At 74.0% G+C, this 12981-nt stretch carries 9 protein-coding genes; 1 reads left to right on the forward strand and 8 read right to left on the reverse strand.

Going from position 1 to position 12981, the window contains the following annotated elements:
• Positions 1–145: 145 nt before the first annotated feature.
• A complete protein-coding gene (locus OHA30_RS08470) occupies positions 146–952 on the reverse strand; it encodes an anti-sigma factor antagonist (protein WP_328913190.1) in 807 nt (268 codons plus the stop codon).
• A 1179-nt stretch (positions 953–2131) separates the two neighbouring features.
• Here OHA30_RS08470 and OHA30_RS08475 point away from each other — a divergent pair.
• On the forward strand, positions 2132–2518 hold the full coding sequence (locus OHA30_RS08475) for a hypothetical protein (protein WP_328913191.1): 387 nt from the start codon (positions 2132–2134) through the stop codon (positions 2516–2518).
• A 74-nt stretch (positions 2519–2592) separates the two neighbouring features.
• On the opposite strand, the gene OHA30_RS08480 is transcribed toward OHA30_RS08475, so the two are convergent.
• The 7 genes from OHA30_RS08480 to OHA30_RS08510 all read right to left on the reverse strand — a co-directional run bounded on the left by OHA30_RS08480 (position 2593) and on the right by OHA30_RS08510 (position 12808).
• Positions 2593–5484 (reverse strand): ATP-binding protein, encoded by a 2892-nt coding sequence (locus OHA30_RS08480; RefSeq protein ID WP_328913192.1) that lies wholly within the window; start codon positions 5482–5484, stop codon positions 2593–2595.
• Between the two features lie 238 nt (positions 5485–5722).
• Positions 5723–6682, reverse strand: a complete 960-nt coding sequence (locus OHA30_RS08485; RefSeq protein ID WP_328913193.1) for an ROK family protein — start codon at positions 6680–6682, stop codon at positions 5723–5725.
• Positions 6683–6768: 86 nt separating this feature from the next.
• The gene (locus OHA30_RS08490) at positions 6769–8190 is read right to left on the reverse strand and encodes a sulfatase family protein (protein ID WP_328913194.1); all 1422 of its coding nucleotides are present in this window, start codon (positions 8188–8190) and stop codon (positions 6769–6771) included.
• Positions 8187–9617, reverse strand: a complete 1431-nt coding sequence (locus OHA30_RS08495; protein ID WP_328913195.1) for a sulfatase family protein — start codon at positions 9615–9617, stop codon at positions 8187–8189. Before OHA30_RS08495 ends, OHA30_RS08490 begins: the two co-directional genes overlap by 4 nt.
• On the reverse strand, positions 9614–10501 hold the full coding sequence (locus OHA30_RS08500) for a carbohydrate ABC transporter permease (protein WP_328913196.1): 888 nt from the start codon (positions 10499–10501) through the stop codon (positions 9614–9616). Before OHA30_RS08500 ends, OHA30_RS08495 begins: the two co-directional genes overlap by 4 nt.
• 13 nt (positions 10502–10514) lie before the next feature.
• On the reverse strand, positions 10515–11495 hold the full coding sequence (locus OHA30_RS08505) for a carbohydrate ABC transporter permease (RefSeq protein ID WP_328913197.1): 981 nt from the start codon (positions 11493–11495) through the stop codon (positions 10515–10517).
• Complete coding sequence (locus OHA30_RS08510) at positions 11492–12808, reverse strand: ABC transporter substrate-binding protein (RefSeq protein WP_328913198.1); 1317 nt, start codon at positions 12806–12808, stop codon at positions 11492–11494. The genes OHA30_RS08505 and OHA30_RS08510 overlap by 4 nt, the downstream gene beginning before the upstream one ends.
• Positions 12809–12981 lie beyond the last annotated feature (173 nt).

Below are 12981 nucleotides of genomic sequence, written 5' to 3' on the forward strand. Positions count from 1 at the left end.
TGACTGTCAGGCGATTCCGGTGGACTTCGGGCGAACCGAAGGCCCGTTCGATCATTCTCGGCCGCGACTACGCACCCGGGCGGACGTCGGCGATCGTGCGGGACCCCGCGCCCGTGGCGGACGGCCGCGGGGGCTCCCGGCGGGGTCAGAGCGCGGCGACGGCCTCCGACTCCTTGTCGTACACCTCGAAGACGGTGATCAGCTGGGTGATGTGGAGGACGTCCAGCACCTTGGGCGGGACGTTCGACAGGGCGAGCTGGGCGCCTCGGTTGGTCGCCCGGGTGTAGGCGCTGACGAGTTCGCCGATGCCGGAGGAGTCGATCGTGGTGACCTTCTCCAGATTCAGGACAATTTTGGTGGCACCTTCGTCGAGCGCCCGCGCGACCGCCTCGCGCAGTTCCACATCGCCGGTGCCGATCGTGATCCTGCCGCCGACGTCGAGGACCGTGACTCCGCCGCTGACGCGCTGGGTGACCGCCATGGGTGGTTCTCCTTCTGCTGGTGAGGGGTTGGCGCCCGATGAGTGGGCGGTGGAGATGGCTTTGCGCAGCGTGACCGTCGTGCCGCCGTCGGGCGGGAAGGCGTAGTCGACGCTGTCCATGAAGTGGCGCATGAGGAGCAGGCCCCGGCCCGAGGAGAGCAGGAGGCGTCCGGGGTCGCGGGGATCGGGGCAGCCGGCCGGGTCGAACCCCGGGCCCCGGTCGGTCACGGTCGCCACGAACCGGTCGGCCGTCACCTCGATCTCCACCCGGGCCGTACCGCTGTCCGGCCCTCCGGCCGTCGGCGCGTCGGGGGTCGTGCCGTGCTCGATGGCGTTGGCCACGGCTTCGAGTACGGAGACCAGGACGCCGTGCCGGGTGCCCGGCGGGAGCGGCAGCGCGTCGACGACGCCGCCGACGCGCTCCTCGACCAGGCCGCGGGCCAGGTCGTCACGGGTGACGGTCAGCCGCACGGGCGCTCCGGGAGGGGGCCGCTGGGCCCCGGCGGCGGGCGGCGGCGGGAGGGGCCGTGCGCGTGGGGCTCCCGCCCGGGCCGGGGGCGGGGTGGGGCCGAAGCGCGCATGGGTACGGGGCCTTCCGGGTCGGCCGGGTCCGCGCGCGGGTGGTCCGGGCGGTGCGGCGTGCTGCACCGATCCTGGCGCTTTCCCCGCGGTCCACCGCGGGAAAAACCCGAGCACATCACGCGAAGGGGTGAAGCTGCCCACCGCGAGGTTTGCCCGCACGACCCCGCCTGCCCGGCAAGGTCAGGGTGCGGAAGCGGATCCCGCGGCCCCCACGTGAGCCAACGCCCACCTGGGCCCTGCCCGCCGGGGCGACTCGTCCCACCGTGACACCGCACGGCCGTCCCACCGGATCCGCCCACCCCGAGCGAGTCTGCGCCGACGCCCACCGGGGGCCCGCCCGCCAGGGCGACTCGCGCCGCCGTCCGCCCGGGCTCGCCCACCCCGGGTGAGCCGACGCCCACCCGGGGCCCGCCCGCCAGGACGACTCGCGCCGCCATGACACCACGCGGCCATCCCCCGGATCCGCCCGCCCCGGGCGAATCTGCGCCCACGCCCACCCGGGGCCCGCCCGTCAGGGCGATTCGTACCACCGTGACACCGCACGGCCGTCCCACCGGATCCGCCCACCCTGGGCGAGTCTGCGCCGACGCCCACCGGGGGCCCGCCCGCCAGGGCGACTCGCGCCGCCGTCCGCGCAGGTTCGCCCACCCCGGGCGAGCCGACGCCCACCCGGGGCCCGCCCGCCAGGACGACTCGTACCACCGTGACACCGCACGGCCGTCCCACCGGATCCGCCCACCCTGGGCGAGTCTGCGCCGAAGCCCACCGGGGGCCCGCCCGCCAGGGCGACTCGCGCAGCCGTCCCCACGGATCCGCCCGCCCCGGGCGAGTCTGCGCCCACGCCCACCCGGGGCGCCCGCCCGCCAGGGCGACTCGTACCGCCGTGACACCGCGCGGCCGCCGCCCGGGTTCGCCCACCGCGGGGAGCGGTACGTACGGTTTCGCGGCCCGGATGGGTAGCGGTACGCATTGATACCGCGGTGGCCGACCCCCTTAGCTGGAAGCACGAAGCATTGGTCGCGGAGGCCGCCCCCGGTGTCCGCCCTCGTCGCGATGGGAGCGAATGCCATGCCCTTCACCGGTCGCCGTGGGCAGGGAAACCAGGTGCGTACCGCCGTCTACCTGCGGTGTCACCCGTACGACACGTGGCAGACCGGCCCGCACTACCGGGCCGTGCTCCAGCACGCCCGGAATCTGTCGCTGCCCGCCCCCGACGTGTTCTTCGACAACGGCTGCCTGTCCCGGGGCCCGCTGCCCCAGCTGGAACGGCTGCTCGGCGCGGTCGAGAACGGCCACTACGACGTGGTGCTGCTCCCCGGCCCCTTCGTGCTGTCCCTGGACGACGGCAAGGCGCAGGACATCGTCCGACGGATCCGCGCCCACGGCTGCCGGATCGAGGAGCTGCCCTCGCTGCGTGAGCACGTACGCGCCCGGGCCCACGCCGTCGCGGGCTGACACCGGCCCGCCGGCCCGGCCTCGTCGCGGACGTCGCACACGCTGACCCTGCCCCGGACGAAACGGGCGTGCGGCTACGGAGGTGGGGGGACGTTGGGGCGGGTGACGCCGAGTTTGTTCAGGACGCGGGACACGTGGTGCTCCACCGTGCGGGGTGACAGGAAGAGCGCCTCCGCGATGGCCTGGTTGCTCAGGCCCTGCGCCAGCAGCTCCGCGACCTCCCGCTCGCGCGGCGAGAGCTCGCCGCCGTAGCCGCGGCGGCCGCGCGACGACGGCTGGGACAGTCCGAGCCCCCGCAGCGTGCGCAGACAGCGCGCGTGGTCGGACGTGGCACCGAGCCGCGCGTACTCCTCGACGCAGCGGCCGAGGTCCGCGGCGGCCGCCCGGGGATCGCCGGGAGCGACAGCGGCGGCCACGCCTTCGAGCGCCCGCGCGGCCGGGTAGGGCCGACCGATCTCCTCCCACATCAGCCGGGCCCGCCGGAAGCACTCGCCCGCCGCCGCGTCATCGGCGCCGAGGAGCAACAGCCCTCGGGCCACCTGGAGTTCGGCCGTCGCCGCGGGGGCGTCACGACCCGCGAGCCCCTGCCCGGCGTCGTCCGCGAGCCGCTGCGCCGCCTCACGGTCGTCGCGGCGCAGCTCCGCCTCGACGGCCACGGGGACCAGGCCCGCGCCCCGCGCCCACGCCCCGGCCTCGCGCAGCGCCGCCACCGCGGGGGCGGCGCACTCCCACGCCTCCCCCGGATCGTTCCGGGCGAGGTGGACTGCCGCCAGACCGGCGGCCGCCCTGAGCACGGTGGTGACCTGGCCCTCCTTCTCCCCCGCCTCCGCCGCCCCGGCGAAGAGCGCCAGCGCGCGGCCGTACTCCCCGCGCGCGGTCGCCAGCGTCCCCGAGGTCAGCGTCCGCTCGTCCGCCGCCATCGACAGGTCGGGGATCTCGGCGCCGAGCGCGGCGAACCGCTCCTCGATGTCCGCCCAGTGGCCCGCCAGAGCGGCCAGCCGCAGCCGGTCGATACGGACGTAGAAGTCCAGGTACTGGTGGCCCGCCCGCTTGCCCAGCTCCTGGCTCTCGGCGAGCAGCTCGGCCGCCCGCCGGTCGTGGCCGAGCTCGATGGCGAGGTCGCCGACGTTGTACAGGGTCCGGGTCGTGTGCTTGAGGACTTCGACGTCCTCGGAGTGCCGCGGCAGCTCCGCCACGAGGGACCAGACGGACGGGTCGCCCTCCCGGGCCAGCAGGGTGAGCCGGGCGGCGCGCACGGCGGCGCGGGCGGTGGCGTCGGGGTGCCGTCGAAGTACGCGTTCGGCGCGGTCCAGCCACGCGTCGGCGTGCCGCGCGGCGCCGTCCCGTTCGTTGATGGCCATGGCGACCATCGCCCGTACCGCCCGCTCGGGCCGGTCGGCCAGCTCCTCGGCGGCCTTCTCGATCTCCCGGAACCCGGCCCGGTCGCCGGCCTGGCCGACCATGAGCATGCCCAGGCCCAGATGGACCTCGCCGCGGTCCGCGACCGGCAGCCGCGGATCGTCGAGAATCCGGGTCAGCACACGGGTGCTGTTGGCGATGTCGACGCCCTGCGCGGCGATCCGGGCCAGCGCGAGCGCCGCCCGGCTGCGCAGCCCCGCGCGCAGCCGGTCCTGGGCCAGGATCTCGTGCAGCAGGGCCGTCGCGGTGCCGCTGTCGCCCACCGCGATGGCCTGGTCGGCGGCGGCCTCGGCCCAGGTCAGCCACCCTTCCCGGTCCCCCAGGGCGAGCGTGTGGTGGGCGATCTGCATCAGCGGCCGCGGCTCCTGCGCCCGCAGCACCTCGATCGCCCGCCGGTGCAGCCGCTGCCGCCGGGGCCCGGGGATGCGCCGGTACGCCGTCTGCTGGGCGAGCACATGCCGGAAGACGTACTGCGCGGAGCCGGTCTCGCGCAGGAGGAAGACCCGCAGCGCCTCCGTCAGGCCCGCGGCCCCCTCCTCCGGGTCCAGCCCCGCGACCCGGGTCAGCAGCGGTTCGGCCGAGGGCACGGCGAGTACGGCCGCGGCCTCCACCATCGCCACGCCGGGCGGCGACAGGCCCGCCATCCGTTCGCTGACCGCCTCGCGCAGCCCCCGGGGGACCTCGGCGTGCTCCAGATCGGCCGCGAACGCCTCCGGGCTCACCGTACCGACCTGCCGGCCGCGCTCCCGCAGCGTCAGCAGGTCCTCCTCCGCGACCAGCGGCAGGCCCTCGCTGCGGTGGAAGAGGATACGGACCAGCGGCGGCGCGATGCCCGGGCCGAGGGCGGCCGCCGCCAGCTCCCCGACGCCCTGTTCCGACAGCGCGCCGAGCCGGATCGTGTCGCCGTACGTCCCCGGCGGCCGGCGGTACGCGGACCCGAGCACATGGCCGCCCGAGGGGACGTCCTCGGCGCGGTAGGTCAGTACGAGGCCGAGGTTGTCCGGCAGGTCGCGGGCCAGCAGGAGCAGCAGCTCCCGGGTGGCCTCGTCGACCCAGTGCAGGTCCTCGACGACGAGGACGGCGGGGCCGAGGACCTCCAGCAGGGCCCGTACGGCCTGGACGCGCTGGTGGCGGGCGGCCCGGGCGTCCTCGGGGCGGGCGGGCTCGGGCGGCAGGCGGTCGGCGAGGTCCGGGAGCAGCGGGGCGAGGGCGCCGACGGTCGGGGGCAGCTCCTCGGCCGGCGGCAGCAGGCCGCCGGCCTTGCGGAGGGCGTCCATCACCGGGCCGTACGGGACCGGCTCGCGCAGGGGCTGGCAGAAGCCGACGAGGACGGGGTGGCCTTCGGCCGTGAGGGTCGTGACGGCTTCGTGCACGAGGCGTGATTTGCCGACGCCCGCTTCGCCCTCTACGAGGAGGACGGCGGGGTGGTGGGCGAGGACGTCGAGCGCGCGGGTCAGCTCGCGCTCGCGGCCCACGAAGGGGAAGTCGCTGTCGCGGGTGGGGGGTGCGGCGCGGTTGCTTGTGGGGCGGCTGGGGTTGGATGCCACGGCATCACCTGTCCTGTCACCCCCCGGGGTGGGCGGGCAAGGGCGGGGGGGCTCGCACGTCCATTGTCGACGGTTCGGGAGTACGAGGCGCGGCGAGCGGCGGCGCCCGGGCCGCTCTGGCCTCAATCGCCGGCCGGGCTGGGTTTGGCCTCAAACGCCGGCCCGGCTGAGGCTGCCCTCAAACGCCGGGCGGGCTGAGTTTTGGTGAACCCGCGCGGCCTCGCGGACAACGCTGCCCTCAAACGCCGGGCGGGCTTGGAGGGGAGTTGCCGGGCGGGGTGGGTTTGAGGTTCAGGGCCAGGAGGGCGGCGCCCAGGGTGCCGGCTGTTGGGCCCAGGGTGGCGGGGAGGAGGGTGGGGGTGGGTTGGAAGGTGAGGCGGGCGGCCAGGGCTGAGCGGAGAGGGTCGAAGAGGGCGGCGCCCGCGCGGGAGAGGCCGCCGCCGATCACGACCAGGGACGTGTCGTAGAGCGTGGCGCAGACCGCCAGGCCGTCGGCGAGCGCCGTCACCGCGTCGTTCCACACCCGGACCGCGACGGGGTCGCCGTCCTGGGCCAGCCGGCACACCCGCTCGGCCGTGACCGGCGTCCGCGGCTCCCCCGTGGCCGCGGACGCCGACGTGTAGCGGCGGGCCAGGGCGGAGGCCGAGGCAAGGGTCTCCAGGCAGCCCCGGTTGCCGCAGCCGCAGCGGGGGCCGCGGCGCCGTACCACCAGGTGGCCCAGCTCGCCCGCCCCGCCGTGCGCGCCCCGGACCGCCCGGCCGTCCACCACGTACGCGGCGGCGACGCCCGTGCCAAGGGCCACGAAGAGGAAGTCGCCGCGCCCTCGGGCGGCACCGAGCACGCCCTCGGCCAGTCCGCCCGCCCGTACGTCGTGGCCGAACGCCACCGGCAGGCCGAGCCGTTCGGTCAGCAGGTCGCGCAGCGGCAGATCGCGCCAGCCGAGGTTCGCGGACCACACCGCCCGCCCGGCGGCCTCGTCCACCATGCCGGGCACCACGACACCGACGGCCACGGCGGCGGCCCCGGCCACCTCGGGGCACCGGGCGACGAGCGCGGCGGCCGTCTCCACGACCGTGTCCACGACCGCCGCGCCCCCGCGCTCGCGGCCGGTGGGCCGGCGCACCCGGTGCAGCACTCGCCCGTCGGGCGCGACCACGGCGGCCTTGATCTCCGTACCGCCCAGGTCGACGGCCACCACGGGCCCGCCACCATTCCCCACGCCCGCCACGACCCTCTCTCCCACCACGTCCGCCCCGCCCAGATCCGCCAAAAACAGCCACCCGCTCAGTACGGGATCGCGAAGATCCGCTCCCGCACCTCGGGCCCGGCCGAGGCGGGCAGCACCAGCCGTTTGAGGAAGGCCGTGTCCTCGGTGCGCAGACACCAGTCGAGCAGCCGCTCGCGCATCTCCTCGCGCACCGGGTCATAGCGCTCCTCGACCGCGAGGTTCCTGGTCTCGCCGGGGTCCTCGCGCAGGTCGTGGAGCTGTTCGCGCCAGTGGCCCCAGCTGTAGACCGTGTACTTGTAACGGTCGGTGATCAGGGCCCGGCCGCGGGTCAGGGGCGGGGAGCCGCGTTCGAAGAGGGTTTCCACCACGACCTGGTCCCGGCCGGAACCCACGACCTGGTCCGGGCCGGAACCCACGGCCCCGTCCCGGCCGGAACCGCCCGCCAGGGACCCGAGGTCGGTCCCGGGCAGGTCCGGCGGCGTCGCGGCGCCCGCCGCCCCGCACAGGGTGGGCAGCAGGTCGAGGCCGGTCGACACCAGGGCGTCGCTGACCCGGCCGGACCCGAGCCCGCCGGGCGGGCGGACGATCAGCGGCACCTTGACCGCCTCCTCGAACAGCGCGCTCTTCTGGTTCCACGCGTGCGCCGCGTCGCCGTCGCCGTGGTCGCTGGTGAACACCACCAGCGTGTCGTCGGCGTGCCCGGCGGCCTCCAGCGCGTCGAGCACCACGCCCAGGTGCGCGTCGGCCCGCTCGACCAGCCGGGCGTAGGTGTGCCGGTAGCGCCGCCAGTCGTCGTACGCGTAGGCGGCGGTGCCGTACATCGCGGCCTGGACGGCCTGTTCGTGCCTGACCGCCTCCGGCTCGTACGGGAAGGAGCCGAAGTTGGCCGGCAGCGGCGGGGTACGGCGGACCGGGACCGGCGGCACGTCCCCGTACGGCATCGGCTGCGCGCGGGCGTACTCGCAGATGGTGTGCGGGTCGTCGAAGGAGGCGATGAGCGCGAAGGGCCGCTCCTCGGGCGCCCGGGCGGCCAGCCACCGGGCGCAGGCGGCGGCCAGCCCGGCGTCGCCGAAGGGGCGCAGCACGGTGAAGCCGTCCTCGGGGGTCGCGCTCGCCGCGCGGGCGTGCCACTTGCCCGCGTAGACGGTGTCGTAACCGGCCGCGCCCAGCAGCCGGCCGAGGCTGTCGGGCCGCTGTCCGGGGTCGGCGGCGTCCGGGTCGCAGAAGGCGGCGGCGTTGCCGTTGACGCCGAGGGAGTGCGGGTGACGGCCGGTCAGCAGGCTGCTGCGGGCCGGGACGCACAGCGGGAAGGCGGTGTACGCGCGGCGGAAGCGGGTGCCCTGGGCCGCGAGGCGGTCGAGGTTCGGAGTGGCGACCTGGTCGTTGCCCGCGCAGCTCAGCATGTGGGCGGCGTGCTGGTCGGTCATCAGCAGCAGGATGTTCGGCCGCCCGCCACCGCGCGGGCCCCCGGCGCTCACCGCGCACCTCCCCCGTACGCCCCCGCCAGTGCCCCGCGCCCCGCCCAGGGGTCTCCCGTGCGGTCCAGTTCGGCGAGCAGGTCCCGCGCGAGGGCCGTCACGCGCTCGGGCCGGTCCCCGGCGGCGTCCCGGGTCTCGCCGGGGTCGGCCGCCAGGTCGAACAGCCGGGTGGTGAGCGTGCCGTCGGGCCCGTAGGCGCACACCAGCTTGTCGTCGTGGGTGCGCAGCCCGCGTACGTCGTCGTCGCCCGGCTCCCTGGCCGGACCGAGGTAGAGCGCGGCGGCGGGGCGGACGGCGCGGGAGTCGCCGAGCAGCGCGGGCGAGAGGTCGCGTCCGCGCGTGCCCTCGGGGATACGGCCGGCCTCCCCCAGCAGCCCCAGCGCGGTCGGCGCGAAATCCGGTGAGCTGAGCAGCAGGTCGTCCTCGCCGGGTGCGATGTGCCCGGGCCGGCTGATCAGGAACGGCACCCGCATGGACTCCTCGTACGGCACGTTCTTGTACATCAGGCCGTGGCTGCCGAGCTGCATGCCGTGGTCGGAGGTGAAGACGACCCAGGTGTCCTCGGTCACCCCGTGCTCGTCGAGGGCGGTGAGCAGCCGTCCGATCTGCTCGTCCACGCCGGTGATCGCCGCGTAGTAGTACGGCGCGGCGCGGGCGGCCTCGGCGGTGGCCGGGTGGTCCGGGTCGACGTTGGGGCGCCGGAGCAGTGCGGTCGGCGAACGCCCTTCGTACCGGGGGAGATACCGCTCCGGCACCTGCTCGAACGGCTGGTGCGGCGGGTTGTACGACATCACGAGGGCGAACGGCCGGTCCCGCTCGCGGGATTCGGGGGCGGCGCCGGCGAGGAAGGCCAGAGCGACGTCGGTCTCGTGCTCGGGCGACCAGCGGTCGACGTCGAGGCGCGCTTCGCGCGGGGCGTCGCCGGTCCAGTAGTGCGGGCGGGCGTGGTCGTCGCAGCAGCCGTGGGAGTACCAGAAGCCGAAGCCGTGCCGCCGGTCGGGCGCGGAGTACGCGTCCCAGACCACGCCGTCGGCCCGCGGTCCCTCGCCCGCGGCCGCGTCCTCGGGTACGGGCGCCTCCAGGTGCCACTTGCCGATGTACCCGAGCGCGTAGCCCGCGTCGGCGAGCGCGTCGGACCAGCAGGGGGTCTCCGGGCGCAGCCCGACGCCCAGCAGGGCGGTGGCGGAGTTGACGTTGAGGTGCACCCCGTTGTCGTACGGGTAGCGGCCGGTCATCAGCATCGCGCGGCAGGGGCTGCACACCGGGTAGTTGCTGACCGCCTGGGTCAGCACCCGGGAGCGGGCGGCCAGTTCGTCGAGCACGGGGGTGTGCACGGGGTCCTCGCCGAGGACGCCGAGGCAGCTCGCCCGCCACTGGTCGGCGATCACCAGCAGGAGGTTGGGGCGGCGGGCCGGGCGCGGTGTCACTTGCCCATCCCCAGGGTCAGGCCCTCGGTCAGCCGCCGGCCGAGCCAGACGTAGACGACGAGCATCGGCAGGACGATGACGCACAGCCCGGCGAACAGGCCGCCCCAGTCGGCGCCGCTGTAGGTCTGCTGCTGCACGAAGGAGATCAGCGCGACCGGCAGGGTGTAGTTGTCCGTGGTCTGGAGCAGGGTCAGCGCGAGCAGTGTCTCGTTCCAGTGCGCGATGATCTGGAGGACGAGGGCGGTGACCAGGCCGCCGCGGGCGATCGGCAGCATGATGCGCCAGAAGGTGCCGGCCGGGGAGAGTCCGTCCAGGGCCGCGGCCTCCTCCAGTTCCTTCGGCAGCGAGCGGAAGAAGCCGGTGAGCAGGAAGACGGTGAACGGCATCGAGACGCCGATGTAGACCAGGTTCAGGCCGAGCAGGCTGTCGGTGAGGTAGACCCGGTTGAGCATGACGAACAGCGGGATCAGGATGACCTGCACCGGCACGCCGAGGCCGAGTACGAAGAACAGGGTGAGGCCGCGGCTGAGCCGGGACTCCTGCCGGGCCAGGTAGTACGCGGCGGGCGCGGCGACGGCCACGGTGAGCACCGAGGAGACCCCGGTGACCAGGACGGAGTTGACCGCCGCGCGCCCGAAGCCGCTCGCGTTCCAGGCGTGCACGAAGTTGTGCGGGGACAGCGAGTGCGGCAGGCCCCACGGGGAGGCGAGGATCGAGCGCGTGTCGCGGAAGGCCTGGAGGACGAGCCACAGCAGGGCCGCCACGTTGGCGGCGACGAAGACCCACGTCACGGCCACTCCGGCCGTGCGCAGCGGACCCCGGCCGCCGAGCGGGGCGGGGCCGCGTCGCCTGCGGAACCTGCCGGCCGGGAGGGAGGTACTCATGGGCACGTGCCTTTCAGAACTCGACGGCCTCGCGGCGCATCACTCGCCGGAGCAGCACGACGAGCACGGTGACCAGCAGGAGGGAGAGGATCGCGGACGCCGTGGCGGCCCCGTAGGAGGGCACGGAGTCGCCGGAGAACGCCGTGGCGTAGGTGTAGACCGCGGAGGTCCAGGTCTTGGTCGGCGGGATGCCGTTGCCGCTGCTGCCGCCGAAGATCCAGACGATCTCGAAGATCTTCACCGAGGAGATGGTCCACAGCACCGCGCAGACCCCGAAGACGTCCCAGGTCAGCGGGAGGATGACATACCGCAGCCGCTGGAGGGCGTTGGCGCCGGCCAGGGCGCAGTCCTCGTAGTAGCTGATCGGGATGCGGTCGACGCCCGCCATCAGGATGGTGGTGAAGTACCCGGTCGTCATCCAGGCCATCGTGACCATGATGAGCGGGAAGAGGTTGTCCTGCGCCAGCCACTGCGGCGGCGAGGAGATCCCGAGGTGGGCGAGCAGGGAGTTGGCCAGGCCGTCCGGGTTGAAGAGGAAGCCCACCAGGACGCCGTAGACCAGGGCGTTGACCAGGTGCGGGAAGAAGATGACCGACCTGACGACCTTGCGGCCCACCATGTCCCGCAGGACCAGGGTCAGCGCGAAGCTGAGCGCGAAGACGGCGATGCCGACGAAGAAGAGCAGTTTGAGCGTGTTGCCGAGCGACTTGATGAACAGGTCGTCGTGGAAGAGCCGGGTGTAGTTGCCCAGTCCGGCCCAGGTCATCGGCCCCGAGCCCGCCCAGTGGTGGAGGCTGATCCAGATCGCGCCGCCGATGGGCACCACGAAGAGCACGACGTAGAACAGCAGCGCCGGGCCGACGAAGGGGATGAGGAGCTTACGGCGCTGCTCGGCGAACGTCCCGCCGCCCGAGGCGCTCCCCGCCCGCCGCCGGCCGGGCCGCGCGGGGCCGGTCGCGGGGGCGTCGGTGGGGAGCGTCGGCGTGGTCGTCACTGCGGCTGGTCCTTCCAGTAGGCGGCCTGGGCCTCCTGCATCTCGTGCGTGAACTTCTCCGCGGAGACCTTGCCGAAGAACAGGTCGTCGTCCTTGGCCCAGAACAGCTTCTCGTTGTAACCGGGGAAGGCGACACCGTCGTTCTGCTGGTGGAAGGAGCCCGCCGTGTCCAGGGCCTTCTTCACGTCGGCCATTTCCGGTGAGGTGCCCGCGTCGGCGCGGACGGGGATGACCTTGGCCTGTACACCGAGGGCGTCCTGGTATTTCTTGTTGAGCAGGAAGGCGGCGAACTTCTGCGCGTCCTTGGCGTCGTGGGCCTTCTTCGGGACGGCGAAGCCCACGAAGTCGGCGCGCATGCTGTCCTGGCCCGCGTCGGTGGCCGGGAAGGGGAAGGCGGCGTACTGGAAGCCCTTGGCCGCGTAGGTCGAGGTCTCGGTCGGCAGCCAGGAGCCGTTGAACATCAGGGCGGCCTTGTTGTCGGCCCACTTCTGCTGCTGGGCGGGCCACTTGCTCGCGTTGTAGCCCTTGATCAGATACCCGCCGCTGACCAACTGCTCGACTTTCTTGGCGGCGTCGAGCACGGCCGGCTGCTCCCACGCCTTGCCGGTCTTGTCCGCGGCGACCTTCTGCAGCCCGCCGGGGCCGAGGTTGCGGACGATCAGGGTGGACAGGAAGGCCGCGTTGTAGCCGGTGATGTCGCCGTCGGCGGCGAGCGGGGTCTCGCCGGCCTGCTTGAGCCGGTCGAGCAGCGCGATGAACTGGTCCCAGGTCTTGGGCGGGTCCGTCTTCAGCTCGGGGTGGGTCGCGGCGTTGTACCAGACGGCGTCCGAGGTGAGGCTGTACGGCAGCATCCACGGCTGGCCGGACGCGTCGTCGATGTCGACGGACTTGAGGTACTTGGCCGGGATCAGCTGCCCGGCGGTGGTGGTCCCGTCGACCTCGGTGTCGTAGGCCGCGCGCAGTCCGAGCGCCTGCTTGGTGGCGACCAGCGCCGGGACGATCTTCACATACGGGCCGTCGACCAGGTCGGGCACGCTGTTGGTGTTGAGGGCGGGCACCAGCTTCTGCAGGTTGTTGCGGCCCTGCCACTGGACCTTGACCTTGATCCCGGTCTGCTTCTCGAAGTCGGCGACGGCCGTCGCGATGACCTTCTGCTGCGGCTCACCCTCCTTCCACATGGACCAGTAGGTGAACCCGTTGCCGGAAGAACCGGAACCGGTAGCCGAGCACGCCGTCGCGGCGCACACGAGGGCGCCCACGGCGCCCAGGGCTATCGGCACGTTCCAGCGATGACGTGCGGCTTGCGTACCCATAGTTCCCACCTCTGAAGAGGGGCAGTGGAGGACTGCTCTGTACGCCACACTTTCACGAGCACCGAAGAGAGCATTCAAGACGTATTCGGGGGCCGGTCACCTCTCCGGCGCCGAGGATGCGCAACTGTGATCCGACCGGGGTTCTCCCTGGCCGGGACCGCGGCGGAACCCGT

It is taken from the genome of Streptomyces sp. NBC_00223 (genome assembly GCF_036199905.1).
GTDB lineage: Bacteria > Actinomycetota > Actinomycetes > Streptomycetales > Streptomycetaceae > Actinacidiphila.

Bases quoted from the DNA above. Each gene is read 5' to 3' on its own strand.
- OHA30_RS08510 (WP_328913198.1), bottom strand. From the start codon at position 12,808: ATGGGTACGCAAGCCGCACGTCATCGCTGGAACGTGCCGATAGCCCTG.
- OHA30_RS08500 (WP_328913196.1), bottom strand. From the start codon at position 10,501: ATGAGTACCTCCCTCCCGGCCGGCAGGTTCCGCAGGCGACGCGGCCCC.
- OHA30_RS08475 (WP_328913191.1), top strand. From the start codon at position 2,132: ATGCCCTTCACCGGTCGCCGTGGGCAGGGAAACCAGGTGCGTACCGCC.